At 71.3% G+C, this 24,311-nt stretch carries 26 protein-coding genes; 8 read left to right on the forward strand and 18 right to left on the reverse strand.

From position 1 onward, the window contains the following. Positions 1–124 precede the first annotated feature (124 nt). The 16 genes from ACW69E_RS26875 to ACW69E_RS26950 form a co-directional block, all read right to left on the reverse strand. Complete coding sequence (locus ACW69E_RS26875) at positions 125–607, reverse strand: Pycsar system effector family protein (protein ID WP_412722061.1); 483 nt, start codon at positions 605–607, stop codon at positions 125–127. Further along, on the reverse strand, positions 604–849 hold the full coding sequence (locus ACW69E_RS26880; protein WP_412722062.1) for a hypothetical protein: 246 nt from the start codon (positions 847–849) through the stop codon (positions 604–606). Before ACW69E_RS26880 ends, ACW69E_RS26875 begins: the two co-directional genes overlap by 4 nt. Continuing rightward, positions 850–1,302 (reverse strand): hypothetical protein, encoded by a 453-nt coding sequence (locus ACW69E_RS26885; RefSeq protein ID WP_457500897.1) that lies wholly within the window; start codon positions 1,300–1,302, stop codon positions 850–852. 107 nt (positions 1,303–1,409) lie between these two features. Continuing rightward, a complete protein-coding gene (locus ACW69E_RS26890) occupies positions 1,410–1,895 on the reverse strand; it encodes an ASCH domain-containing protein (RefSeq protein WP_412722064.1) in 486 nt (161 codons plus the stop codon). A gap of 89 nt (positions 1,896–1,984) precedes the next feature. Continuing rightward, positions 1,985–2,440 (reverse strand): RRQRL motif-containing zinc-binding protein, encoded by a 456-nt coding sequence (locus ACW69E_RS26895; protein ID WP_412722065.1) that lies wholly within the window; start codon positions 2,438–2,440, stop codon positions 1,985–1,987. Positions 2,441–2,634: 194 nt separating this feature from the next. Further along, complete coding sequence (locus ACW69E_RS26900; RefSeq protein ID WP_412722066.1) at positions 2,635–2,826, reverse strand: zinc finger domain-containing protein; 192 nt, start codon at positions 2,824–2,826, stop codon at positions 2,635–2,637. Positions 2,827–3,011: 185 nt separating this feature from the next. Beyond that, positions 3,012–3,509 carry a DUF6197 family protein gene (locus ACW69E_RS26905; RefSeq protein WP_412722067.1) on the reverse strand — a complete coding sequence of 166 codons (498 nt, stop codon included), beginning with the start codon at positions 3,507–3,509 and terminating at the stop codon, positions 3,012–3,014. An 87-nt stretch (positions 3,510–3,596) separates the two neighbouring features. Beyond that, entirely contained in the window at positions 3,597–5,693 is a 2,097-nt protein-coding gene (locus tag ACW69E_RS26910; protein WP_457500898.1) for a chromosome segregation protein ParM, read from the reverse strand. Between the two features lie 95 nt (positions 5,694–5,788). Then, positions 5,789–6,208 carry a conjugal transfer protein TraB gene (locus tag ACW69E_RS26915; protein WP_412722070.1) on the reverse strand — a complete coding sequence of 140 codons (420 nt, stop codon included), beginning with the start codon at positions 6,206–6,208 and terminating at the stop codon, positions 5,789–5,791. 20 nt (positions 6,209–6,228) lie between these two features. Further along, positions 6,229–8,244, reverse strand: a complete 2,016-nt coding sequence (locus ACW69E_RS26920) for an ATP/GTP-binding protein (RefSeq protein ID WP_412722071.1) — start codon at positions 8,242–8,244, stop codon at positions 6,229–6,231. 152 nt (positions 8,245–8,396) lie between these two features. Continuing rightward, positions 8,397–8,642 carry a hypothetical protein gene (locus tag ACW69E_RS26925; RefSeq protein WP_412722072.1) on the reverse strand — a complete coding sequence of 82 codons (246 nt, stop codon included), beginning with the start codon at positions 8,640–8,642 and terminating at the stop codon, positions 8,397–8,399. Continuing rightward, positions 8,639–9,103: a hypothetical protein gene (locus ACW69E_RS26930; RefSeq protein ID WP_412722073.1), complete on the reverse strand. Its 465-nt coding sequence runs from the start codon at positions 9,101–9,103 to the stop codon at positions 8,639–8,641. Before ACW69E_RS26930 ends, ACW69E_RS26925 begins: the two co-directional genes overlap by 4 nt. Before the next feature lie 214 nt (positions 9,104–9,317). Further along, positions 9,318–10,649 carry a hypothetical protein gene (locus ACW69E_RS26935; RefSeq protein ID WP_412722074.1) on the reverse strand — a complete coding sequence of 444 codons (1,332 nt, stop codon included), beginning with the start codon at positions 10,647–10,649 and terminating at the stop codon, positions 9,318–9,320. A 51-nt stretch (positions 10,650–10,700) separates the two neighbouring features. Beyond that, positions 10,701–11,054 (reverse strand): hypothetical protein, encoded by a 354-nt coding sequence (locus ACW69E_RS26940; protein WP_457500899.1) that lies wholly within the window; start codon positions 11,052–11,054, stop codon positions 10,701–10,703. Positions 11,055–11,172: 118 nt separating this feature from the next. Then, on the reverse strand, positions 11,173–11,514 hold the full coding sequence (locus ACW69E_RS26945; protein ID WP_412722076.1) for a hypothetical protein: 342 nt from the start codon (positions 11,512–11,514) through the stop codon (positions 11,173–11,175). A 1,216-nt stretch (positions 11,515–12,730) separates the two neighbouring features. Next, positions 12,731–13,162, reverse strand: a complete 432-nt coding sequence (locus ACW69E_RS26950) for a sigma-70 RNA polymerase sigma factor region 4 domain-containing protein (protein WP_412722077.1) — start codon at positions 13,160–13,162, stop codon at positions 12,731–12,733. 215 nt (positions 13,163–13,377) lie between these two features. Between ACW69E_RS26950 and ACW69E_RS26955 the strand changes: the two genes are divergently transcribed. The 6 genes from ACW69E_RS26955 (at position 13,378) to ACW69E_RS26980 (ending at position 19,377) form a co-directional block, all read left to right on the forward strand. After that, positions 13,378–14,130, forward strand: coding sequence for a GntR family transcriptional regulator (locus ACW69E_RS26955; protein ID WP_412722078.1), 753 nt, complete (start codon positions 13,378–13,380; stop codon positions 14,128–14,130). A 50-nt stretch (positions 14,131–14,180) separates the two neighbouring features. Further along, positions 14,181–14,705 carry a GNAT family N-acetyltransferase gene (locus tag ACW69E_RS26960; RefSeq protein ID WP_412722096.1) on the forward strand — a complete coding sequence of 175 codons (525 nt, stop codon included), beginning with the start codon at positions 14,181–14,183 and terminating at the stop codon, positions 14,703–14,705. A 597-nt stretch (positions 14,706–15,302) separates the two neighbouring features. Beyond that, the gene (locus ACW69E_RS26965) at positions 15,303–16,400 is read left to right on the forward strand and encodes a hypothetical protein (protein ID WP_457500900.1); all 1,098 of its coding nucleotides are present in this window, start codon (positions 15,303–15,305) and stop codon (positions 16,398–16,400) included. 78 nt (positions 16,401–16,478) lie between these two features. Further along, positions 16,479–17,831 carry a replicative DNA helicase gene (locus ACW69E_RS26970; RefSeq protein WP_457500901.1) on the forward strand — a complete coding sequence of 451 codons (1,353 nt, stop codon included), beginning with the start codon at positions 16,479–16,481 and terminating at the stop codon, positions 17,829–17,831. Positions 17,832–17,958: 127 nt separating this feature from the next. Beyond that, complete coding sequence (gene tpg, locus ACW69E_RS26975; RefSeq protein WP_457500902.1) at positions 17,959–18,513, forward strand: telomere-protecting terminal protein Tpg; 555 nt, start codon at positions 17,959–17,961, stop codon at positions 18,511–18,513. A 270-nt stretch (positions 18,514–18,783) separates the two neighbouring features. Then, positions 18,784–19,377 (forward strand): toll/interleukin-1 receptor domain-containing protein, encoded by a 594-nt coding sequence (locus tag ACW69E_RS26980; RefSeq protein WP_457500903.1) that lies wholly within the window; start codon positions 18,784–18,786, stop codon positions 19,375–19,377. Positions 19,378–19,532: 155 nt separating this feature from the next. Here the strand turns inward: ACW69E_RS26980 and ACW69E_RS26985 are convergent, their stop codons facing one another. Both ACW69E_RS26985 and ACW69E_RS26990 read right to left on the reverse strand, forming a co-directional pair. Then, on the reverse strand, positions 19,533–19,715 hold the full coding sequence (locus ACW69E_RS26985; RefSeq protein ID WP_457500904.1) for a hypothetical protein: 183 nt from the start codon (positions 19,713–19,715) through the stop codon (positions 19,533–19,535). After that, positions 19,712–20,722 (reverse strand): hypothetical protein, encoded by a 1,011-nt coding sequence (locus tag ACW69E_RS26990; RefSeq protein ID WP_457500905.1) that lies wholly within the window; start codon positions 20,720–20,722, stop codon positions 19,712–19,714. Before ACW69E_RS26990 ends, ACW69E_RS26985 begins: the two co-directional genes overlap by 4 nt. Positions 20,723–22,519: 1,797 nt before the next feature. Here ACW69E_RS26990 and ACW69E_RS26995 point away from each other — a divergent pair. Both ACW69E_RS26995 and ACW69E_RS27000 read left to right on the forward strand, forming a co-directional pair. Continuing rightward, positions 22,520–23,134 (forward strand): hypothetical protein, encoded by a 615-nt coding sequence (locus tag ACW69E_RS26995; RefSeq protein WP_457500906.1) that lies wholly within the window; start codon positions 22,520–22,522, stop codon positions 23,132–23,134. 29 nt (positions 23,135–23,163) lie between these two features. Then, positions 23,164–24,249, forward strand: a complete 1,086-nt coding sequence (locus ACW69E_RS27000) for a helix-turn-helix domain-containing protein (RefSeq protein ID WP_457500907.1) — start codon at positions 23,164–23,166, stop codon at positions 24,247–24,249. The last annotated feature ends 62 nt before the right edge of the window (positions 24,250–24,311 follow it).

A 24,311-nucleotide genomic window follows, 5' to 3' on the forward strand; every position in this document is an offset into this window, starting at 1 on the left:
CCCCCCCCCGGGGGCTTTTTGGGGGGCCGGCGGGGGGGGGGGGGGCGCCCCCCCCCACCCCCCCCCCCCCCCGCCCGCCCCCCCCCGCCCCCCCCCGGGCGCCCCCCCCGGGGCCCGAGAGGAGTCACGGAGAGAGTGCGGTGAGGATGGCGGCCGCGGCGAGGAGCGTCAGGCCGGTGAGGATGCAGTCGACCGCCCACCGGATGCGGGTGTACTTGCGGGCGGCGAGGGCGGACAGGACATGGATCTGGTCCGGGCGCCGGTCCTCGGTGACGAGCTGGTGGCGGATCTGGTCGGGGGTGAGGCGGGCCCAGTGGGGCCAGGAGCCGCAGTCGCTGTCGAAGGTGTGGGGGCGGACCGCTCGGAGCAGCAGCACGGTGGCGGCGGCCAGCGCGGCCAGGCCCAGGGCGCCGGTGATGCGGGCGCCGGTGGGCGGGTGGAGGTCGGGGGCAGCGGAGAGGGTGCCGGCCAGCAGGGCGCCGGTGAGGGCCAGCAGCAGCGACGCCTTGGTGTCGCAGCGGGCGAGCTGGTTCTCGAGTCCGGTCACGGCCTGGTCCAGGGCCCGGCCCGGCGTCGCCGTCGGCGCGGGTGCGGGGGTGGTGGTCATCGGGCCGCCTTCTGCTGCTGGTGGGTGTGGTCGGCCAGGTGGCGGGTGCGGCGGTCGGTGACGATGACGCGCTGGGTGTTCTCGGTGCTCCAGCCGCATCCGTCGGCGGTGCAGTGGGCGCGGTAGCCGGTGCGGCCGGTGCAGTCCGGGTGCTTGGGCCGGCCGGTGCTGGTAACCGGGTGGGTGCAGGTGCTGCCGTCGGGGTGGGTGCCGGTGACCGGGATGGTGATACGGCGGGCCATTCAGTGCTCCTTCACGGTGATCAGGCGGCCGATGCTCACGCGGGTGTGGCCGGCGTGCGGGGCATCGAGGTGGACGGTGCGGTCGATAGCGGCCTCCCAGGCCGCAGCGGGCAGGTCGATGGATGCGCGGGTGGGGATCAGGCGGGGGGCGAGGGCGGCGGCCAGGAGGTAGACGGCCAGGCGCTGGGTGTACCGGTCGGCGGACTCGCTCTTGGCTTGGGGCGGGGTGGCGGCCGCGGCGTACTCCCACACCGGTCTGCGGGCGCTGCCCGGGTTCGACCACCGGGTCGGGGCCAGGCGCAGGCCCCAGGCCGGGTCCAGTGCTGGGTCGCCGGGGGTGGTGGCTGCGATGAGGGCGGCGCGGGTGCCGTCCGGCAGGAGGCGGCTGGTGTAGGCGAGGACGTAGGCGCCCCAGCCTTCTCCGGCGCCGCCGCCGGTGCGGGCCAGCGTCACCCGGCCGGTGCCTTCGGCCGGGCGGCCGCCGTGTCGGGGGCCGGCGCCGGTGGGGGTGTGGGGCCGGTGCGCGCGGACCGTGGGCCGGGGTCGGGTGCGGGCGGGCATCACTCGGTCTCTTCGGTGAGGGCGGCGGTGATGCGGTGGCGCAGCTCGGGGCTGGGCCGCCACAGGCACAGGGCTCCGGTGGCCTGCACCGGCCGGTGCAGGGGCAGGACGTCGGCGAGTTGCCAGTGCCAGACCGGGCGCGCGGCGGGGTCGGTCTCGTCGGGCAGCTGGGCCCAGTCGCTGCACGACCCGCCGCAGTCCAGGGAGCAGTGGCAGCCGGTCAGCCGGGCGACGGCCACCACGGCGCCGCGCACGTCCCGGCCGGGCAGGTCGGCGGGCGCCTCGCGCAGCGCGGCGCGGTCCGGCGCTTTCGCCGCCTGGACGGCGATCAGGCCGGTGTAGGCAATCGGCCGGGTGCGGTTCTCGATTCGCTTGCCGAGGTGGGCGATGGAGGCCGCCCAGGGCTGGCGCACGGTCAGGCCGCGCACGTCGGCGCTGCCGGTGAGCGCGGCTGCGGTTGCGGCCCGCAGATCGGGTGTGGTCATCTCGGGGACGTCTCCTTCGCGGGGACGGGGGGCGCGCCCGGTTGCTGCCAGGCGGAAGGGCGCGCCCCCGCTTCGGTGGGGTGGATGGTTCAGGCAGCCAGCCGGTGCCCGCCGCCGGGCAGGGTGTAGCTGTCGGGGTCGGCGGGGGTGCCGTCGTGGCACTCCAGGCATGAGCCGAGGGTGCGCAGCGGCAGCGCGAAGTAGTACCGGCGCTTGCAGGCCGGGCAGGTCTGGCGTGCGGCCATCGCCCGGTCCAGCGCCCACTCCTGGGCCAGCGTCGGCACGCGTTTGGGCCGCGCCAGGGCGACGTCGTACAGCCAGGCCCGGGAGGGATGGGTGCACGACTGGTCGGGCCGGTAGGCGCAGCGTTTGCAGCGCAGGATGGCGACGGGGCCGTGCCCGCCGGGGCTCAGGCCCCGGGCCCGCAGCTGCCGGCGGGTGAGGAGGTGGTCGGGGCAGGCGCCGCGGTCGTGCTCGGGCAGGGTCGCGTCGGTGCGCGGCACCCGGACGACCTCGCGGCGCTGTTTCCGGGCGGCCGTGGGCATCACCGGCTCCCGGCGCCGGGCGGCTGGGCGGGCGGCAGCGGGTAGCGGGGGCCGGGAAGGGTGGGGCGGGGTCGGCCGATCCGGCGGCGCGGTCGGGGGATGAGCACGGGGGATCTCCTCCAGACGTCGGTGGGCGGCAAGCGCCGCGCCCCGCCGAAGTCGCTCGTCGGCGGGGCGCGGCGGAACGGGGCCGGTCAGTCGGCGGCTGTGAGGGCGGCGGTGCGGGCCTGGTGAACGTTGTGGCGGCGCAGGCGGGTGCCGTTGTGCGAGGTGCACAGGGCGCCCGGCTGCGAGCCGCAGGCCGGGCAGGCCACGGCGATGGCCGGGGAGGTCAGGGCGGGTGCCTTGGCCGGAGTCAGGGGCTGGTGGTGGGCAGGGGCGGGCATGACGTGGTCCTCCTGGCGGTCGGTAGCGGAGCAGCGACGCGCCCGCCGCCCCGGATCGTGCGGGGCGGCAGGCGCGTAGGGGTAGGCCGGGCGGCCTGGCCGGCCCCCGCAGCCGCGCCCCGCGTGAGGTGCGGGTGGGCGGGTCGGGGGCCGGGCAGGTGACCCGGACAAGGGCAATGCGCGGGTTAGAGGCCGCGGGTGTCGGCGAGAGCGGCGGCGTCCCCGAGGATCCGCACCGCGTGCCCGCGACTGCGGAGCAAGTGGTCGTTGGCGGCGGGGATCGTCTCGATGTCGGGGCCGAACTCGCGGCGCAGCGCGGTGAGGAGCACGGCCAGGGCGTCGTCGGTGTGCGCGCCGCCGGGGTCTTCGGCGCGGAGGGCGCCGTAGAGGCAGCGGGCCCCGGCCTCGTCGACCGTCTGTCCCCGGCACCAGCCGGCGGTCTTCAGGCGGCGGGCGGCGCGCTGGAGGAGCGCCGCGACGGGGGTGGGGTAGGACGGCTCGGGCGGCGCGGGCAGGTCCACCGGCAGGCGGATGATGTCGGCCAGGTCCAGCGGCTCGGTGTCGAGGCGGGCGTCCACGGCGAGCGCGGCCAGGACCAGGCGCTGGTCGAGGTCGAGCGGTTCGGCCGGCGCCGGTACGGAAGGGGTAGTGGGCCGCGCGGCGGCGGTGGCGGGTGTCGACATGGCGGCGGTCTCCCTGGGGTGGGAACGGCGGCGGGGCCCGGACGGTGTGTCCGGGCCCCGCAGGCTGGTTGTGGTGGGTGGTGAGGGTCAGACGCCGGTGAGGTTTTTGATGGCCTCCAGCGCCTGGCGGGAGGAGGTGACGGTGTCGCGGCGCGCGGGCTTGCTGCCGCCGTGGCGCTTGCCGCCGTCCTTCCGGGGGCGGTCGCCGTCGTCCTCGTCTCCGAACTCGCCGGGCCGGGGCGGTTCGGTCCAGTCGAACCACAGCCCCCGTGCCTCGAGTTCGCGGATCTCGTGGTCGGTCAGGGTGGCGATGGTGTCGGGGAAGTAGCCGTCGATGCCCGCGGTGAAGTCCATGAACAGCGTGCGCAGGACCTCGGGCTGCTTGGCTTCGACGATCCATCCGGCGCCGCCGGTGTTGGAGTCGGCTGGCGGCTCGGGCTCGCCCTTCATGACGCGCTCGATCCGGCCCGCCTCGGCCGGGGAGAAGGAGCGGGGGAGGGGGTCGGGGATGTTCTCGGGCGGGATGCCGAGCGCCTTGAACATGGCGGTCACCTTCGAGGGGGCGACCTTCAGTACGACCGGGATGCAGTTCTCGCGGAGGTTCTCGCACAGCAGCTGGGTGAAGCCGTCCTGGACGTAGATGGACTGGCCGGCCACCTTGATGCCGACGCCGTACTTGCGGCCCTTGACCGACACCAGCTCCGCGAGGTTCATGATCTCCGTGCCGTAGTCGCCGTGGCGGGCGGCGGAGAGGAACTCGTCCAGGTAGGCGGACAGCATCCGGTAGGGGCAGCCCGGCCGGGTCGGGTCCCATTCGTGGACCTGGCCGTCTTCCCAGGGCATGGCGCCGCGGATGTCCATCAGCGCGACCAGGGCCCGCAGGAGCCGGACCATGTACAGGGCGCCGACGCCGTAGCGGGCGGTGTGCTGGCCCAGCGCGGCGGTTTTCTCGTCCGGGGCTTCGGTGGCCAGCATGACCACGGCCCCGAACAGGGCGTCGGCTGCGACGTGCAGGCCCATCAGCTGGGTCTTGCCGCCGCCGGAGGGGGCGACGAACAGGCCGTGGGCCGCGCCCCGGTCGGTGTAGACGCGGTTGCGCGCCGGTTGGCCGTTGCCGAGGTAGCCGGTCACCCACCGGCCGTCCGCGTCGGGGGTCAGCAGTTCTCTCGTTGCGGGGAAGACCTGCGCCAGCGGGCTGGAGTCCCACAGGGAGACCAGGACCTGGCTGCCGTCGACGGTGACGAACAGCCGGCCCTCGTCGTACTTGGTCTTCAGCGCGGCGGCCAGGGCGTGCTGGTTGACGCGCGGCGCGCCCAGCTCGTCGGGGACCTGGGCGATGTAGTGGGTGACCTTGCGCCGCTTGTCGCGTACCTTCTTCACGAACTGCGAGCCGGGGATGGGCCCGTTGTCGCAGCCGATCCGGTCGGCCCACCACTGGTCGGTGGTGGGGCTGGTGCGGCGCAGGGCGTTGGCGTCCGGGGTGAGGTGTACCTCCAGCCAGCCGGGCCCGCCCTGGCGGCCGGGCTGCTTGCGGACCGGGGCGAGGACGACATCGCCGGCGTCGATGTCGAACGCCGCGGCCACCTGGGCCTCGGTCAGGCCGGTGATGGGGCGGCCGGGCTCGGCGGAGCGCAGCAGCATCGTCAGGTCGTGGTCCATGCCGTCGTGGCGGTCGACTGTGGCCACGAGGGTGCGGCCGGGGTTGCCGGCCCGCTCCCACAGCATGCGCACCCCGCGGGTGAACGGGTCGGCGCCGTCGTCGGCCAGCGCGGGTGCGGGTGCGGCGGCCGGGGCGGGGGCGGGCTGCAGCTGCGGGACGGGGGCCGGGGCGGCGAGGGCGGGCCGGTGGCGGCGCCGGGCGGTGCGGGACAGGGGCAGCACGGCCCATCCGGCCGCGGCCCAGCTGGCGGCCAGCAGCACGTCCCAGCCCCAGCCGGGGGTGAGCTGGGCGGCGACGTCGACGGCCGCGGCGAGGGTGAGCGGGGACCAGCGCACGATTTTGCGGCCGGTGCCCTCGCCGCTGCGGGCGGCCAGCATTGTCCCGGCGGTCCCGGCGGCGCCCGCCAGGAGCACGGCGGTGTTGACCGCGCCGTCGGGGGAGAGGTTCGGGGCGGCGGCCAGGATCGGCGCGGCCAGGGTGTAGGCGGCGCGCTCCAGGGCGACGCTGCGGGGGATGCTGGACACCAGCACGTTCCTTCCGTCTCGTGTCGGTCGTCGGCAACGCGCAGGGGCGGCCCCGCCACGGTTGGCGGGGCCGCCCCTGCATGTGTGCGGGCGGGTCAGGCGAAGAACCCGGGCTTGGGCGTCTTCTCCGGCCGGCCGGAGCGGACGTCGTCCAGCGCGCTGTAGAGCCGGGCGTGGGTGCGGCGGGCCTCGGAGGTGAGGGTGGAGACCTCCCGGGCACTCTCGTCCAGGCGGCGGGCCTCGGTGGCGGCGCCGCCCAGGGCGACGGCCACCTGGTGGGTGAGTTCCACGAACTTGGGGTCCAGGCCGGCGCCTGCGATGTCGACGGCCAGGGACTCGGCCCGGTCGGCGCCCGCGCGCATGCTGCGCTGCAGGGCCTCCAGTTCGGCCGTGGCCTCCTCCATCGCCGTTCCGAGCGTCTTGAGCTTGTGCTGGACGGCCTTGTAGCGGTTGTCGCCGTCCGTCGGCGCGGCCACCGCGCCGCGGGCGCCGGTGGGGGTGAGGCTGCTGCTCATCGTTTCGTCCTTCTCCGTCTTCAGTCGTGGTGGGCGGCGGCGGAGGCCTGCCGCAGGCCCGCGTCCTCCATCGCCTTGAGGTCCTCGCTGTAGGTGCGGGCGACCGCGGCGGCCGCGAGCTTGGCGGCCTCGGAGGCGGCTTCGCACTCGTCGGCGCACCGGTCGGCCTGGCCCCTCATCCGGGTGGCGGCGTCGGCCAGATCCGCGATCAGGTCGGTGACGGCCGTGTCGACGTTGTGGTCGGCGGCCAGGTCGGCGGCCATCTCCCGCAGGGCGCCGGCGACCTTGCCCAGCGCGGTGGCCAGGGACGCGGCACGGTCCCGGTCGTCGTCGGCGGCGAGCGCGATGTTGGCGATCCCCACCAGGTAGCCGTCGAAGGTGATGTCGGTCCGGTGCTCACGGCCAAGGCCGGCCTGTCCGGATGTGGTGGTGACCTGCGCGCTGCTCACGCTGTTGTCCTCCTCGGGGACGGGGCGGGTGGTGCCGGGCCGGGGGAAGCTCGGCTCGGGCGCCGGAGGCAGGCCCGGGGCGCCGGTGGTGATCCCCGGCCGGTGCCCTTCGGGGCGGGGGTCGTCCTCGACGATGTCCGCGTCCGGGATGTCCTCCTCGCTCCGGCCGGGCTGCGGGGAGGAACGGCCGGTGCGGCCGGGGAAGTCGGCGGTGTAGTTGGGGCCTTCGCGCTGTGCCGAGCGGGGCGGCTCCTGCGCCCGGGGCCCGGCCCCCGTCTCGTCGCTTTTGGCCTTGCCGGACCGGTCCTTCTCGCCGCCGCCGCCGCTGCCGTCGCTGTCCTTCGGTGTGCCGCCGCCCGGCTCGGAGGCGCCGCCTGGGTCGGCCTCGCCGGGGCCCTCGGTCGGCTTCTGGGCGCCTTTGGTGCCCTCGCCCGGCTCCTTGTCGGGGGTGTCCTTCGGCGCGCCAGAAGGCGCTCCAGGGGCTTCCTTGGCCTTGTCCTTGCCGCCCTTCTCCTTCTCCTTGCTCTTGTCGTCCTTGCCGGTCTTGCTGGTCTTGGTGTCCTTCGAGTCCTTGGCGTCCCTCGAGGACTTCGAGTCCTTGGCGGCCTTGGAGTCCGACGCCTTCGCCCTCTGGGACTCCCCGGGGCCCTTGCTCCCCTTCGAGTCCTTGTCCTTCGGCGACTTCGGGCTCTTGGGCTCTTTGGGGCCCCGGTCCCGCCAGGGCCGGTCACTGCCCGCCCCGGTCCCGCCGGAACGGCCGGAGCCCCCGGAGTCCTTGCGGCGCCCGCCGGAGCCGCCATCGCCCCGGTGACGCCCGGTGGAACCGCTGCCGGTCTCCCTGCTCCCGGAACCGCCGCTCCGGCCGCCAGAGGAGCCTCCAGGGCCTTTCCCGCCGCCCTTGGAGGAGCCCCCGCCGCCGGATCCGGTACGGCTCCGGCCGGAGCCGGGGCCGGTGCTGCCAGAGCCGTTCGTCCCGCCGCCCCGGCCGCCACCGCCGCCCTTGCCTCGCCCCTTGTCGGAGCCCATCCCGGAGGAGGACGACCCGCCCGCCCCGCTCGACCTCGCACCGGCCGCGGTCTTGTCCGTCCGCGCCTTCAGTTGAGCCTGGCGCAGCTCGTTCTGCTGTTTCAGCAGGCCGATTTCGCGGTCGGTTTTCGCCTGGAGCAGCGCGACTTTCCGCGCGATTTCTGCCTCGCGATAGGGAGCTTCGGCCTCCATGCGGGCCTGCCCGAGCGCGATCCGGTATTCGAGCCAGTCACCGAGCCGATCGGCCAGGGATCGGCGGTGAACGTATTCCCCCTCCTCTTCTTCGCCGATTCCCGCATCGGAATCGGCCGGGGCCGCCGTAAATCCCTCGGATGCCAATGCGGCCGACGGGTCCATCGGGCGGGGCACGACCGGAATTTCGAGTGTGGTCTCCTCCGGGGACTCCGGCGGGATGTCCGGCATTTCTCCGTCGCCGGAGCGCGGCGGCTCGGAAAAGAACAGGTTCCCGATGTCCGGGGCCTGGGGAACGGCGCCGGATTCGCCGTCCCGCGCGTCCCGCGGGGGGAGCTGGATGACGTTGTGGTCGGTGTCGTCGGACACGATCCCTCCTCGGCAAGGGGGTTGACAGGCGGTCACGGCCTCGCGTACGCGCGTGCGCGTCACGCGCGGCACGCGATACGCGCGGCACGCGTTGGCGACGTCGAAGGGCCGCCCCCGGGTTCGGGGGGCGGCCCTTCGGCGGCCTTGCTGCGCTACCCGCCGTGACGGCGGTGGACGTTCTCCAGCGCGAGGGCGACGTCGCGGATGAGGCTGGTGTCGCCCTCGCGGAATGCCTGGGTTCCCCGGATGTTCATCACCCGCAGCCAGAAATAGAAATTCCCGAGTTCCTCGCCGTGTCGGGCGATCAGATCCGCCTGGATTTTCCGCTCGTGCTGGGCCCGGTTGAATTTCTTCCGCTCGGCTTTGGTGAGCGGGCGGCCCCCGGTCGACACGGTCACGCCGACTTCTCCCGTCCGAGGTCGTAAATCGACGTAGGACCACCATAACCCGGATTCGGGTCCGTGGGAACCCCTTCCGCCGGGTTCGGGGCGGGCTGCAAAACGGCCTGCTTTTTCCGTGCCTTTTCCAGCGCGTTTTCCCGGCGCTTTCGCGTGACCTCCTTCACCGTCTCGTCGTGGGCGTGGCGCTTGTGGGTGCTCTTTTCCAGCCCGTCGGTGAGGGCGTGCAGGTGCTTGAGTACGTCCCGAAGGGTCTTTTCCACCGGCAGCGCCCGCAGCCGGGCGCTGTACCAGCGGTCGCCCTCGATGCGGGTGTGGCGGCAGTGCACGCGCGTCTCGCGGGCCAACACCTCCAGGTTGTCGCCGATGTCCAGCAGCACGCGCTGGACATCGGCCAGGTACGCGGTGAACGCGTCGGGGTTCTGCGCCACATCGCGCAGCGGACTGTGCTCGCGGTCCATGAGGAGCCTCCGTTGATGCTGGCCGGCCTGGCGGCCGGATCGGGTACGCCGGTGCTCACCGGGTCTGCTCGCCGGGTCTGCGACACGCGCTCACCGGGTCACTCACCGGATCTGCGCCGGCCGTGGTGTGATGGGTCTCGACTGCTGGGTTCCGACAGTCGCAGCGAGCCCCAGCCCGATTCGCGCGGGCTGGGGCTCACTGGTGGTGCCGGACTCACGGGCGGGCGGGGTGGGCCTCCTCCTCGTCGTCCTCGGTCTCCTCCTGGCCGTCCTCGCTCTCGTCGCTCTCCTCGGCGACAACGTCGGCGTCGTCCTCCTGCGACATCAGCTCGCCCCAGGCGCGGCGCACCCGCTCCTCCCCGCCGACATATCCCGCGTCGCGGAAGGCGGCGACGGCCTGGCGGTAGGAGCGGGGCGGGCGGGCGGCGTAGCGCAGGTGGCGCAGCGCGATGTCGAGCTGGGCATCGGACAGGCGCTCGCCCGGCACGGGCACTGGCACGCCCGCCACGGCCGCGATCTCCTCCAGCGTGACGGCACGGTCATCCGTGACGGTGCCCGCCGCGTCGTCCGTGACGGTTTCCGTCACGGTGTCCGCCGCGTCGCCCGTGACGGTGTCCGGTTCGGTGTCACGGCTGGTGTGCTGCGGCTGTGACGGCCGACCGGCCGCACCGGCGCTGACCTGCGTGCCGGGTGCTGTGACGCCCGGCTGTCCGCCCGTGGCGGCGGAGCGGCGGGCGGCCGGTTCCGTCACGGGCGCCGTGACGGTTTCCCCGTCACCGGTCCCGGTGGGCAGCGCGGGCGTGACGGAACCGGCCGGGCCGGTCCCGGCCGTGACGGCGGGGCGCGTCACGGCGACCGCCAGGTCCCGCGCGGCGAACGCGGCGGCTGCCTCGCCGTGCTCCTTGCCGGCCTTGGTCAGCTTCTCCTCGGCCTTGGCGCGGGCCTTGTCGATGCGGACCTGCGCGGCGGTGAGGACCTCGGCACGGGCGATCTGCCGCGCCATCTCCGCCAGGTGCTCGGCGGTCTCGGTCACCACGTCGGTGGTGGCCTCCGACTTCAGGTGCCGGGCGCCGGCGGCGGCCAGGGCGCGGGCGTTGCGGTCGGCGGCGTCCTGGTCGGCGATCGCCTGGGCGGTGCCGGCGTCGGCGAGCACGTGGCCGGCGAACAGGCGCAGCCCCATGAACGCGGCCGCGGCGACGGGGACGCCCGCGAAGATCTCGGCGTGCCCCAGCTTGATGAGCACGGTCGTGGAGACGGCGACCGCGGCCGCGGACAGGCCCAGCATCACCGTCATGCCGGTGCGGGAGCGCTGCCGGATGGCGACCTCGGACATGCGCAGCGCGCCGATCCACAGCGCGTCGTAGACCAGCGCGATCGTCCAGGCCACCACCGTGCCGAGGGTGCCGGTCAGGCCGAGCTTCTGCCCGAGCTCGCCGCCGACGGTGACGGCGACCAGCACCAGCGATGCCAGGGTCAGCAGTCGCTCGACGACGGCGAACACGTTCACGCGGCCGGTGGCCGCGCGGAGTCGTGCGAGGTGTTTCATCTCTTCTCTCCTTCTTGCAGGGGTCGGGCGGGGGTGGCGGGCCGGTGCGCGTCAGCGCACCCAGCGGCCGTCCTTGAGGGTCAGGTCGGTGATGAAGCGGCTCGGCTCCGAGCCGTCCAGGGCGCGGCGGGTGTAGTCCGTGGCCCACAGGTCCTCGCCGTCCCGGTTGCCGAAGAGGTAGACCCGGGTGGCGAAGGCGGGCTCCAGGGCGGCCGCCGCGTTCTCGGCACGGGACTCGCTGGGCAGCACGAGCGTTCCGCAGGAGTCGTTGAGGCCGATCAGGAACAGGTCGTGCAGCTCGAAACCGCGCACGTCCAGCACGCTCAGGACCGGCTCGGTCGAGCCGTGGGTGTGGACGCGGTTCGGGTGGGACTTGACCCAGCGGCTCCCACCGAACGTGCTCATGTCGAAGGCCATGTACAGGAACTCCTGTCGTCGTCGTGGAGGGTGGTCCGGGCTGCCCCGGCCCCGCCCGGCACCACGCAGGTGGCGGGCGGGGCCGGGGCAGCCGGTCTGCGGGTGGTCAGGCGCGGGCGCGGGTCTTGCGCTGCTGGCGGAGCCAGGCGTCGCCGGCGGTCAGGAGGTCCCCGGAGTGCTCTAGGGCGGCCGTGTCGATGTCACGCATGATCTCGGCGGAGGTGATCGGGCGGACGTAGGCCGGGTCGACGATGTGGGAGGCGCCGGTGCGCAGGTCGGCCAGGTGCAGCTGGTTGAAGTTCGAGTCCAGGCCGCGGACCCGGCAGATGGTGGTGTGGCCGGGCCGGCCGGTGAGGTAGAGGGCGGGGTCGCGGTAGAGGACGTAGCTACCGCCCGGGTAGGTGGCGCGGAGCTGCTCGCGGCTGGCGGGAATGGTCGTGGCGCGCATGGAGGTCTCCTGTGTGCGGACGGGCCGGGGCTGTCCCGGCTCCCCACCCCCGCCCGACACCACGCGGGTGGCGGGCGGGGCCTGGGCAGCCGTCAGTTCTCGAGGCCGGCGGGGTAGTCGCCGGCGCGCTGCATGGGGTCGGGTTCCTTCCTGCGGTGGCGGAGTGGGTGGACGTCGGCGACCCGGTGGCCGGCCTCCCACGCCCTGGCGGCCGCCGTGGCGGCGGCCGCCAGGAGCGCGCGGGCCAGCGGGTGTCGGGTGCCGTAGACGGAAGCCGCCCGCGCCGCGTACTGCTGTGCGGCGCGGGCGGCGGCTATGCCGGAGATCAGGCCTCCGGCAGGGCGGTGGAAGGGTGCGGCCGGGCCGGGGCCGGGGCCTCGGTGCGGCCGTCCCGCTCGTGCGGGGTCGGCCGGATCGGCAGCGGCTGCTTGGACACGTGCGTCTCCCCCCGTCAGTGGTTGATCGGGCAGGAGGTGAGGTAGTCGTCCACCTCGGTGCCGCAGATCCAGCACCGCCAGCCGACGGTCACCAGGTGCCGCAACGCGCGGCGGACGGTGGTGGTCATCGGGCGCCTCCCGCCCGGACTCGGCGCAGGGCCTCGTCCATGTCCGGGTCGCTGTCGCCGGTGGGGTGCACCGCGAGTACGGCGCGTGCCAGGATGGTGATCACAGGGACTCCTTCGCAGTTCCTGTATCGCGCCGCCCGGGACTCCTACCTCCTGGGCGGCGCTCTTGGTGGTGCGGGGACGGGATGTCCGGCCCCGAGCGGCACGTGGGTGCCGCAGTGCCCCGGACCGGACTCGAACCGGTCGTGCTCCAGCGGGGCCCGCGATCTTCGCCCTTGTCTCACCTGCGCGTACGGATCACTTGTCCGCTCCGTGAGGGGCGGCATGGGAGAAGGTGCGTAGCTAGTCGCGCAGGCAGGGCCGGCTTGTCGCAGTTGCCTGATCCCGGGTGACCAGAGGACTCACCTGGTGGCATCCCTCCGCAGGTCTCTTGCTCGGGGGTGCCGGCTTGTCGTGGCTCCGGGTGTCCCATCTGGAGTTGTGAAAGATCGTTCGCTTCCTTCGGGCCGCCATCACGCGCTGCCGTCCGGGCGGTTGGTCTGGCTGAGGGTCCGGTCCTGGCCGGTCCCTGACTCCCACGTCCCGCCGGTGGTGCGGGGCGGTACGCGGGGGCCAGGCAGAGCCAGGCGCGCAGAAGAAGGAGCGGGAGGGTCAGGCGGCGAGGGCGGCCGGGACGGCGGAGGCGTGGCCGTCGTCGGCCAGCTCGACCGCGGCCAGGCGCAGCAGCGCGTCCTGGCCGCGGTCGGCGAGGACCTGGTGCCAGTGGGCGGGCCAGGTGTGCGCGGGGCCGAGGGCCTGGGCGAGCGCGGCCCAGTCGGTGCCGTGGCCGGGGGCGGCCGGGGTGAGGTGACGGCGGATCACCGTGCGGGCGGTCGCCGCCAGCCACACCGGCAGCCCGGACTCGTCGACACCGGGCACGGTGAGGTCGGCGTGGGTCAGGGCGTACTCCCACACGTCCTGCGCCAGGTCCTCGGCCTCGGGCCAGTGGTAGGCCGGCACCCGGTCAGCGACGTACGCCAGCAGCCGGTTGCCGTACTGCTCGTAAGCGCTGGCCAGTACCTCCATCGAGGCAGCGACGGACACGGGTTGAACCAAGGACAGGGGCATGGCTTCCTCCACGAGGGTGTGCGCAGCGATGTCAGGAAACGAGCGTCCCGATGACGGTGGGTACTGTACCTACAAAACTGACGGACGCAACAGACCCAACAGAAGTGCAGGCAGCGCACTCCTCTACTCGTTGAGCGCCCCCCGGGGATCGAGTAATGTACCGACAGAACCAACATTAGGAAGGAGCTGCGGTGAGCCGGTCACGCTGGGAGGTCGTCTACGACGACGTCCGAGGCCGCATTGAGCGAGCCGAGCTGAGAGACGGTGACCAGGTGCCGGGCGAACTCCACCTTGCCGAACTTCACCGGGTCAGCCGCAACACGGTTCGAACAGCACTGATGCGGCTGGAGCAAGAAGGTCTGATCACTGCAGGTCGTGGGCGCCTGGGACGCACAGTCCGTACGTATGCGCCTCTGACCTGGAGCCTTACAGCCTACGAGCGCGGCACTCGGCGCGATGATCCCGCTCGGGGTGTTGATGACTGGTCAGCTGGAGTAAAAGAGCAGGGCCGAGAGCCCCACCAAGAGGTCACCGTCAGCATCGAACCCGCACCATCACATGTCTCCGAGTGGCTGCACTTGGCGCCGGGGGCCATGGTGGTGCGCCGCAGCAGGCGTCGAACGGTTGATAACCGCCCTTACCAACTTTCAACGTCTTGGTTCCCCGAGCGCGTAGCAAGGGACACTCCGTTGATGGAGCAACGGGACGTTGCTATGCCCGGCGGCATCCTGGCGGCAATCGGGCACCCTCAACGTCGGCTCAGGGATGAGATCACCGTCCGCATGCCCACTCCGGACGAGTCGCGGCTGCTGGAACTGTCTGTGGGCACTCCTGTCTGTCAGCACGTCCGCATCGGCTACGGAGCCGATGACGTACCAGTACGTGTGATGCAGACGATTGCGCCAGGCGATCGCAACCGCCTCGTGTACGAGCTGGAGGTCTAGTGCCCACGGAACGCATCAGGCAGGCCCTACCCGATGACGAGCTGTCGCTGATGGGCCTACGAGAGGAAGCGGAGAAGTGGCTGGCCGCTTCCGGTATCGACCAGTGGCGTGACCCAGCGACTCGTGGGCCAGCACTGGTTAAGTGGCGAGCCGACATCGCAGCTGGCCGAACGTGGGTCGTCGAAGACCACAGTGCCATCACCGCAACGATCACGCTTACCGGCCCGGACCTCGATTTCTGGCACCCCGAAGACGCCCCTCAGTCAGCCATCTACGTAGCCAAGCTGATCACAACACGATCAGCCGCGGGAAGCCATCTGGGAGGACGCCTGCTCGACTTCGCTTGCCGAAAAGCGCAGGCAGCGGCGTTGCCATGGGTGCGTCTTGACTGCTGGCGGGACAACGAACGCCTCCAGCGGTTCTACCTCCACGAAGGGTTTCAGCATGTGCGCACAGAAGCTCCGAAGCACCGTAAGTCTGGGTGGCTCGGTCAACGGCCGGCCGACGTTATCCGTTACCCATCGGAACAGCTAAACGAGGTGGACGCCCACCTAAGCAGTAAGCGATCAGCCTAGGATCTGCACGTAGCCAAAAATGGTGATGGCCGCCCCTGCGCCAACAGGAACGGCCTTTCACCAGTTACGACTCTCCAGCCTCCAAGCCTGAGTCGTGAAGCAGCGCGGTGACCGCGCTGGGGACCGGGATCCTCTCGGACCCCCGTGGTCACCTGTACCCAGCATAAGCGGGTGGTGTGCCTGATGCCCAGCACAGGCCACCGATACGCCCGATTTTTGCTGGTCAGCACCTCTGTTTCGCGGCTCCCCTACCCCCAGGGGAACCAACGTGAACCACCGCTCCACCTCCCGCCGATCACCGGCGGGCTACTCCTCGCCGTCGCACCCGCGCGGCTTCTCCCCCGTCCTCGCCCGGCCGGGCCGGGGTGGCGTCGCGCTCCGCCAAGAGCGGCCCGGCCGCCCGGCGCCCCTGCCTCGGGCGGCCGACGAAATCTATCCACAGGCAGTTGCCTTGATGATCGGCGACATGAATGCGCCTGCCTCTCGTCCGGTCTGTCCGGCGTCGGCTGCCGCCCGTGCGCGCGGTGCGCTGCGCCTGGTGCAGCAGCAACTGCACGCCGTGGTCCGCCCGTCTGGTCTCGCTATGGGGGTGGCTCGATGAGCGGGGAGGAGCGCGACCGTATCGACGGCGCGGGGAAGGTCGTCCAGGCGCAAGCGCCGGTGTCCGGGGTGTCGGTTCCCCGGCATCTGGGGATCGGTTCGGACCTGGTCCACACGCTGGACTACGTCGTGATGCTGCAGGTGATGTTCAACCTGGCGTCCAAGATCGAGTGCACGCCGATGACGGTGTGGCAGCAACTCCAGGCGCGGGGCATCCGGTCCGCGAAGAACGCCAGCGAGCTGGTCGGCAAGAACGCGGTGTACGAGTCGTTCGCCCGCCTGCTGGACGCCGGCTACCTGCGCCGCACACGGCTGCCTCACCCGGACAAGCCGGGACGGCTGGGCCCGGTGGTGTACGAGGCGTTCGACAACCCGGCATGGAATCCCGACCACGTTCCCGCCCCCGAGACCGAAGGTCACGGTGAGGTAAAGCCGCAGGTGGGAACACGTCCCGGAACGCCGGACGTGGAGTTCGGGGAAGAAGGTAAAACCGCAGGTCAGAACACGTCCCGGAACCCGGGACGTGGTAACGCCACATCCGGCGTTCCGGGACGTGGAATCCGAGGCGTTCCCGCAGGTCAGAACACATCCCGGGTTCCGGGACGTAGTACCGCTCCCCCCCCACACCCCCCGGAGGAGGAGGATCCTCCTCCCCCTACCCCCTCCAGCCCCACCGGGTCGCTCCCGTCACAGAGGGAGGAGGCGGCGGAGTTCTCCCCCGAGGAACTCACCGCCGCCGCGCAGTTCCTCCAGGGCATGAACCGCTGGCAAGCCGGCGCGAAGACGGCTCACCGCTGCGCGCGGCCTCTGCTGCGGACGATGCGCACACAGGGCTGGCCGCCCCTGACGGAGATGACCGACGCCCAGCGCGAACTGCTGGAAGCCGACGTGCTGAAGAACACCCGCGGCGCGGTGTCGTGGTCAAAGTGCCTGCTCGGCTGGGTGCAGGACCTGAGGCTGTACGCCAAGGCCACCACCGGAGGCACGGCCGACGGCGCCGCGGCGCAGGGCGCCGGCGGTCGTGAGCGGTGCCCGGACCACCCCAGCCGCTACCGGCGGGGCTGCGTCGACTGCGCCCTGGCCGTACCGGCCTGACACCCAGTGCGGGCCGCTCCCATCGCCCGGGAACGGCCCGCCACCCCCTGCCCACTTCACCGAACAGGGAGACCACCAGTGTCCACTATCCCGCCCCAGGAAGCCCCCGCCGGCGCGTCCACCCGCACTCCTCCGCAGAACCTCGAGGCCGAGCAGGCCGTGATCGGCGCGCTGCTGCTCTCCGGCAGCCCGAGCACGGCCAGCCACCAGTACTTCTCCGAGATCCTGGAGACGGGCCTGGTGGCCGAGGACTACTACCGGCCCGCGCACGGCACCATCCACCGCGCCATCTGCGCCCTGCACGAGGCCGGTGAGCCGGTCGACGTCCTCACCGTCACCGAAGAGCTCACCGAGCGCGGGGAACTCGCCCGCGTCGGCGGTGCCGGCTACCTGCACGGCTGCGCCCAGGCCGTACCCACCGCGGCGACCGGGCCGCACTACGCCCAGATCGTGCGGGCCAAGGCATACCGCCGCGGGGTGATCGAGGCAGCCCAGCGCATCCTGCAGTACGCCCACAGCGAGGAGGGCGACGAAGGCGAGGTCCGCGAGCTCGTCGAACAGCAGCTCACCGAGATCATCGCGGGCACCCCGGGCCTGCACCAGGCACCGCCCACCGTCGACGACCTGTACCTGGGGTTCGTCGAGGAACTGGAGGCCATCCAGGACGGCAAGCGGATGGGCCTGACCTACGGGTTCTCCGACCTCGACGCGATCACCTCGGGCATGCACCCGGGCAACGTCACCGTCATCGCGGCGCAGTCCGGCGCCGGCAAGTCGACGCTGGCGCTGAACGCGGCCGTCGCGGCCGCCAAGACCGGCGCGCAGGTGCTGTTCTCCTCGCTGGAGATGAGCGGCACCGAACTGATGCAGAAGATCACCGCCGCCGAGGGGAAGATCCCGCTGCACCACCTCACCCACCAGGGCGGCCTCACCAAGGAGGGCTGGGAGACCGTCCACCGCCTCGGCCCGGAGCTGTTCCGGAAGCTGCCGCTGCGGGTCTACCGGCCCGACGGCGCATCGCTGGCCGACATCGCGGCCACAGCGCGCTCCTGCGTCCGCGCCGGCGGCCTCCAGCTCCTGGTCGTCGACTACCTCCAGCTCGTCGAGATCGAGCAGCGCCGCAACATGACCCGCGAGCAGGTCGTCGCGTCCGTCTCCCGCGGACTGAAGAACCTCGCGGTCGAGCTCGACTGCCACGTCATCGCCCTGTCCCAGCTCAACGACGACGGCCTGATGCGCGAATCGAGGGCGATCAAGAACGACGCCTCCGTCGTCATCAAGGTGGAGCGGCCCGACATGGCCCAGCCGGAATCACCGCGGGCCGGCGAAGTCGACCTCGTCATCGAGAAGAACCGGTTCGGCCCCCTGGCGGCCGTGACCGTCGCCGGCCAGCTCCACTACTCACGCTTCGTCGACATGCACCAGACCTGAACACCCCCGCAGAAGCCGCCAGGCGGCCGCTGAGCGCCTGAACACGCCGCGCACGACTCTCCGTTCGCCGGGGAGGAAGATCGGCGCTCAGCGGCCCGCACAGACGATCACGGAAGGAGTCACGAGAGTGGGCATCATCGGGGACGGCCTGGACCGGGCAGCCGAGGAGGCGTTCACCCGCCCGGTCCCCAAAACCGCCGGCGCGCAGATGCGGTTCCTGGTCAAGACCGAGAAGAGCACCCGCGCCGTCGCCCGGCTGCTGGGCGTCTCCCAGCGCACCGTGGAGCGGTACGTCAAGGGCCAGATCAAAACCCCCCGCCCGGAGCTGGCGGACCGCCTGGCGGGCGAGGTGCGCACCCGGTGGCAGCCGCGGGTGCGCCAGCGGGCCCGCCGCCGGGCCGCGACCACCGGCGGGATCGTGGTGGAGTCCCGCGCGAGGTTCGGGTTCACCGCCGCCCCCGGCACCAGCGACGACGGCCGGATGCGGCGCATCACCCAGCACCTCCCGCCCGTCTACGCCGCCCGCCTCTTCGACGCCCAGGCCGCCGGCGCCACCGACACCCAGCTCCAGGCCGTGGTCGCCGAAGGCCTCCAGGAGGTCTACTTCCGCGACGGCGGCCACCGCGCGCCGGGCCTGATGGTGGAGTTCACCGACATCGACTACATCGACTTCGACATCTGACCCACCGCGACCGGACAGCGCGCGGCAGAGGTGTGACTGAGCGTTTTAGTTGGCGGGTGAGCGCTGTACTTAGCGAGGTGAGCGCTTGCGGTCCAGGAAGGCGGCAGAGAAGGCGAACCTTCGGGTGCGCCTTCTCTGCTTTCTGGCAACTGCAAGCCCACGACGGCGCCTTGTGCATCCTGCGAGTCGGAGTGCCTGATGAATGCGGATGCGAAAGCGTCATCTTGACGATAACCTGGCGCTAGGCCTTTGGGATGACAAGGAGCAGCAGTGCGCGCGTTCGTTTCCCACAACCATAAGGACAAGCCTGCCGTTCGCTCCTTCGCCACGAAGCTGCGGTTGGGCGGCGTGGACATCTGGCTCGATGAGTGGGAACTGAGCCCCGGCGACTCCATACCTGGCAAAGTCGGGGTCGCCTTGGACACGGTCGACACCGTGCTCGTCTGCTGGTCCGAGCACGCCAGCACGTCGGAGTGGGTCAAGTCCGAGTTGGAGACTGCGATCATCCGGCGACTGGAAGATGGACTTAGGATCATCCCAGTCTGCCTGGACGACACGCCACTCCCGGCGCTCCTCCGCCCCCTGTACCGGGTCTCCGTGACCGAAGACGACGACCAGACAGCCGTCAACAAGATCTTGGGCGTCGATACCACCGGATTCCTTCAGGGCGTCCAACAGCTCCTGGACGAGGCGACCATCGAGGCCGTGTCCTTTCACGGAGCCGGCGTCTACGTGATCTGCCCCAACTGCGGCGCTCCGCCAGCCAAGCTCGAACAGTGGGGTGCGACCGACTACGACCGCGGAGACCACTACGCCGGGGTGCGCTGCACTGAGTGCCGTTGGGAGGAGGGCGGCGAGGTATAGCAAGTTCGTGCTTGCCGCGACCAATCACGCCTCGGTACAGCCGCTGTGCTGGGCCAAGGCGCGGCCTCGCTCAACCCGCCAACTGAAGCGCTCAGTCACAGAAGGCACGGCAGATTCGCCTGGGCGGCACGTCCGCGCGTGCCGCCCAGGTGAGCTCATCTGCGGGTGACGGCGACGAGCACGCTGACAACGGTGGCTATAAGCATCATGGCGGCGAGCGCAGCGGTGACGGGGGTGGCCCAGGTGGGTCGGTGCAGTAGCAGGGCTAGGACCCCTCCGCCGACGAGCAGTGTCACCACGAACAGCAGCATGATCAGGAGCAGGGCGGTCAAGGTCATGCCCGCTCCTGGCGCCAGGCAGCGGCCGCAGTGGCACGCTCGACGTACCGGGCGCCGAGGCGCTGGAGCTTGCGACGCACCCGCGTGCCTAGGGCGGCCGGGTCAAGGCCGACGGCCAGGGGCGTGTCCAGCTCGGTGACGATGGCTGCGGCCTCGGTCCAGGTGGTGGTGCGCGTGTTAGCCCAGGCCATCGCGACTGCGCGCTCAACCGGGGTGAGTTGGGCGAGGACCGCGGCGATGCGAGGTTCGTCGGGCAGCGTGCCGGTCAGGACCTCGTATGGGTCGGGGCTGCTGGCAACGACGTCGTACATGGTCATGCCGTCCCCGAAGGAGAAGTCGAGACTCCAGAGGCGGCCGGCGTTGAGCTTGCGCCGCCAGAGCGGGGTCAGCTGCTTGTTGAGGGTGCGTGCCTCGTGCTTGAGGGACTTCAGCGCGTCCGGGGAAAGTCGGCCCTCACTGAACAACGGGTCGGCCCATGTGCCGATAAGGGCAGTTGACACTGGCTCGCACCAGCCGCTCCAGAGGCCGAGTCCCTCCCGGGTGAAGGTTTCGACGCTGGCGCTGTCTCCCGTCAGGGCGGCCTGCCGGGCATTCAGCGCTCGGACGACGTCCGGTACGGGCCGCCCCATCTCAAGGAAGCCGGCGGTGATCGACTCACCCGTCGGCTCCACGGTGGGGACCGCGGCATAGTCGTCGCCGAAGCTGAGAAGGTTACGGTAGCCGAGCTTGAGTACCTCCTTCGGAGGGTGCTCCCCCAGCGGCCGGGTGGCGACCGTCCCGTCCGAGTGGACGGCGACCAGCCCCCCGTCCACGCCCCAGTTGACCGGGATCACGGCCTCCGTCTGTACGCCCGGTGCGAGCGTCGCGTCGGGGGGAGCCGTGAAGAACCGCTCGGTCCGCACGACAAGGCTGACATCGACAGCGGGCAGGCCGCGCCGCTGGCGTGAGGCGTTGACGACGGCCTTGGCCTCCGGGATCGGGATGCGGCGTGGGATGTTCAGGGACATGAGGTGACTCTCCTCGCGGATCGGCGCGGCAGCTTTCCCCTCTCGGTCCCGGCGCGGACGGACAACGGCAATAAAACTTGAGACCCTCCTGTGACCTACTTCACTTCGCATAAGAGGTCGTACACGACGCGATAGGAGGAGTTTGCCTCACCCCTGCGGATCCATCCGGCCAAGTGAGAAGCTCTGACTGGCCAACTGTGGCGCTCAGTCGGAGGGGACCCGAGCCGCGCGGGATACCCCACCCAGCGACCCGCGCGCCCGCCGGTCACGGCGCGAGACCCATCCAGGGTGGCTGTGCAGCGCTCGGGTGCGGTCGGATTCATGAAACCGGCCGCCGGTCCCGGTCCCGACCGGTGCCGGTTGTCACGCTCGGTTACATCTCAAGCTCCCAGATCACCGGTGAGGCAGCTGGGAGCTTGGGAAGTGCAATGCCCGAATGTGCCGCGAATGTCTGGGAGGTTGGGGACGCGGGTTCCCAGGTGGGCGCGTTTCTGGGAGGCGGCCTGGGAGTCTGGGAGGCAGACGCACCCCGGGTCACGCTCCGTGCTCGCCATCACCGCCGGGCCGGTGGTCCGTGGCTGGTGGCCGTTCACCGCTGGTTCGCTCCGGCCGGTCCGGGGTGAAGGTCTGCCGCCGCTACGGGCGTACGTATGCGCACGGGCTCTGGTGGGTCCTTTCGGCCGGGGTGGCTCCGGGGCCGGCCATCGCGTGTCGTGCGTGGTGCGTACGGGCGAGGCGGCGCGGCCGGGGTCTTGCCGGTCTGCTGCGGGCGGGGTGCGGCCACGGCAAGAAGTCGGCGTCCGCGCGGTGTGCTGCGGCGCCCCTTGTCCACCAGGTCGGGGCCGCATCCGCGCATCGAGGCGGCGGACACACCGATGCGACCCAGGGCGCGACTCGGGCTGCGACCCAGGACAGGACCGAGGGCGCGACCCAGGATGGGACCTGCGGGCCCGCTCCGGCCCGAAGGGGTGTTCCAGGGAAGTAGTCGGCGGCCGCCGGCCCCCTTGGCCAGGCTCGTGGCCTGCGCGGATACCGGCCCGGCGCGCCCAGGTGAGAAGACCTGGGAGAAGACCTGGAGGAAGACTCCGCAGAAGACTGGGGAGAAGACCTCGCCCACGGTGTCCGCCTGCGCGGCCGGCCGTGGCGTCGGGCAGCCATGGACTTCTTCCAGGCTGGCTGCTGGAAGAGGTGTCGGCGCCGCTGGTTGGCTTGCCCACGGGTGCTGGCCTGCGAGAACAGGTGGTATCCGATATGGGTGGCTTCCACGGGCGGCAGTGGTCCCGGCCCCCTGCCGGGGGCAACCCTCCAGCCGCCTGTGCGGCCTCCTTCGGGTGCAACCCCCGCCGGGAGGCCACAGCTGGTCTGGCCTTGCGATCCGAAGCCGGACACCCCCTTGTCCGCCGTCGATCACAAGGCCGACAAGGGGGTGCCCGGCAACGAACCGAAGGGTCGGCCCAGAGGCTTGCCCGCCTCGCCCAAGCCGCCGACGCCCAGCTCCGGACCGTGGAGGGCATCGCCGGCGTGGTAGGCGGCATTGAGGCGCTCCAGGACTGCGGCCCGGAGCGTCTGCGGCAGCAGGTCGCGATCCCGGCCAGACTCGACCTCGAGCGGCCGCAGGAACCCACCAGGCGGGGTGTCGGTGCGGCCTGCATGACAGGCTCGAACAATTGTGCAATGATCCAGTAGGTTTCAAAAATCGCACCTCGTCTCAGGTACGGTTTGTGAAACCTATACAGGGAGGGTGCCGTGAACGGCAGCGAAGCACGGGAAGTTGAGACCAGGCTGGCGCAGCTCGGCGTGACGAGGGGCTTATTCGAGGACGCGCTGGACTGGGCGGCCGCGCAGGCGCGGATGTGTACCGAGTTCGACGCCCCCGCGATGGCCGGCATCACGTTCTGGAGCAGGGCCAACCGCTATCTCGCCCAGTACCTGACCGACGCCGAGAACCAGACGCCGGTGTGGAAGTGGACGCCGCGCGACAGCATCCTGCGCGTGGTGCACCCTTCCGGCAGCCACGCGATCACCGCGATCAGTGGCTCCGGAGGCGTGGGCGACCTGGACTGCCAGGTCAGGTCGAAGAACCCCAAGGGCCGCGTCATGGCCCAGCTGGTGGAGGACAACGCCCGCTACGAGCGCAGCGGGCAGTACATTATCCAGTCCCGCGACGAAGCCCGGTTCGGCCAGGAGCTCGACTCCATGCCGCTGTGGTTCCTCCTCTACGAACGCAATGAGAACGGTTTCCTCGCGGCCGAACTGGCCCTTCCCGTGAAAATGGAAGGGAAATTCGTCAACGAGTGGAGCGAACGCATTCCGCTGTTCACTCGCACCGATCCGGGGGTCGACGTGGCTCTCCTGGACGCCGCCGAGGAGACCATCGAACTCGACTTCCCGGTCCAGGCCAAGGAACAGTAAACAAGCGGCACGCACGGGAGCTGAGGAAAGTGTTCACCCCCGAAAGGCTGGTACTGGCGCGCAAGCGAAGGCGCATGACTCTGGCTGCCTTGTCCCGTGAATCGGGATACTCCGCGCAGAGCATCACCGCCTTCGAAAACGCCAGAAAAAATCCATCGGAGGAGACACTTTCCTCACTCGCCGCGGCCCTGCGCTTCCCCGTGTCCTTCTTTCACGCCCCACCGGCGCCCGAGATGGTGCCCGGCGCCGTCAGCTTCCGCGCTCCTTCCAAAATGAGCGCCGCGGAACGCGACAGCGCCCTCAGCTGCGGTGCCATCGCCGCCACCTTGAATCTGTGGATGGAAGACAACTTCTTCCTCCCCCAGCCCGACGTGCCGGCCTACCCCGAGCTATCCCCCGAGGCCGCGGCCGAACAGGTCCGCGCCGACTGGGGCCTGGGCGAAGCCCCCGCCCCCAACATGGTCCACCTCCTCGAGGCACACGGCGTACGCGTCTTCTCCCTCGCCCCCGACTGCCTGGACGCCGACGCCTTCTCCACCATCAGGCACGGCACCCCCTACGTTCTGCTCAACACCCGCAAGACCGGAGAGCGAGGACGCTTCGACGCCGCCCACGAACTCGGCCACCTCGTCCTGCACAGCGGCTACCACTCCCCCCGAGGACCCGAGGCTGAAGCCGCCGCGGACGCCTTCGCCTCCGCCTTCCTCATGCCGCGGGCCGGCATCCTCGCTCAGCAGGTGCACAACGCCAGCGTCGAACGCATCCTGAGCGCCAAACGACGCTGGGGCGTATCCGCCATGGCATTCGCCTATCGCCTCCGAACCATGAAACAACTCTCCGAATGGCGATTCCAGCAGACCGCGAAACAACTCGCACAGCTTGGCTACCGAAAAGGCGAACCAGGGTCCACTATGACCCGCGAGAGCAGCAAGCTACTCGCCAAGGTTTTCAAAGCCATTCGCGATAAAAGCATGACACCCCACGACATCGCCAAAGTTGTCAACATCTACCCGGAAGAACTCAACCACTACGTATTCGGCCTCGTTCCTCTCAGGTATGAAGGCGGAGAACAACTAAGCGCCCCTGTCCGGCCAGCGCTCACTGTCGTCAAATGAAAGAACGACTCATACTTGAAAACACACCACCCCCGTGCCTTCTCCGGGGGTGGTGTGTTTTC

This window comes from Streptomyces sp. SS8 (assembly GCF_054072955.1).

Excerpts from the sequence above, each read along its gene's own strand:
- ACW69E_RS26930 (WP_412722073.1), bottom strand. The coding sequence starts at position 9,103 with ATGGACCGCGAGCACAGTCCGCTGCGCGATGTGGCGCAGAACCCCGAC.
- ACW69E_RS26905 (WP_412722067.1), bottom strand. The coding sequence starts at position 3,509 with ATGTCGACACCCGCCACCGCCGCCGCGCGGCCCACTACCCCTTCCGTA.
- ACW69E_RS26940 (WP_457500899.1), bottom strand. The coding sequence starts at position 11,054 with ATGAGCACGTTCGGTGGGAGCCGCTGGGTCAAGTCCCACCCGAACCGC.
- ACW69E_RS26985 (WP_457500904.1), bottom strand. The coding sequence starts at position 19,715 with ATGACCTTGACCGCCCTGCTCCTGATCATGCTGCTGTTCGTGGTGACA.
- ACW69E_RS26875 (WP_412722061.1), bottom strand. The coding sequence starts at position 607 with ATGACCACCACCCCCGCACCCGCGCCGACGGCGACGCCGGGCCGGGCC.
- ACW69E_RS26895 (WP_412722065.1), bottom strand. The coding sequence starts at position 2,440 with ATGCCCACGGCCGCCCGGAAACAGCGCCGCGAGGTCGTCCGGGTGCCG.
- ACW69E_RS26945 (WP_412722076.1), bottom strand. The coding sequence starts at position 11,514 with ATGCGCGCCACGACCATTCCCGCCAGCCGCGAGCAGCTCCGCGCCACC.
- ACW69E_RS26890 (WP_412722064.1), bottom strand. The coding sequence starts at position 1,895 with ATGACCACACCCGATCTGCGGGCCGCAACCGCAGCCGCGCTCACCGGC.
- ACW69E_RS26935 (WP_412722074.1), bottom strand. The coding sequence starts at position 10,649 with ATGAAACACCTCGCACGACTCCGCGCGGCCACCGGCCGCGTGAACGTG.
- ACW69E_RS26965 (WP_457500900.1), top strand. The coding sequence starts at position 15,303 with ATGAGCGGGGAGGAGCGCGACCGTATCGACGGCGCGGGGAAGGTCGTC.
- ACW69E_RS26990 (WP_457500905.1), bottom strand. The coding sequence starts at position 20,722 with ATGTCCCTGAACATCCCACGCCGCATCCCGATCCCGGAGGCCAAGGCC.
- ACW69E_RS26900 (WP_412722066.1), bottom strand. The coding sequence starts at position 2,826 with ATGCCCGCCCCTGCCCACCACCAGCCCCTGACTCCGGCCAAGGCACCC.
- ACW69E_RS26880 (WP_412722062.1), bottom strand. The coding sequence starts at position 849 with ATGGCCCGCCGTATCACCATCCCGGTCACCGGCACCCACCCCGACGGC.
- ACW69E_RS26915 (WP_412722070.1), bottom strand. The coding sequence starts at position 6,208 with ATGAGCAGCAGCCTCACCCCCACCGGCGCCCGCGGCGCGGTGGCCGCG.
- ACW69E_RS26960 (WP_412722096.1), top strand. The coding sequence starts at position 14,181 with ATGGGCCTACGAGAGGAAGCGGAGAAGTGGCTGGCCGCTTCCGGTATC.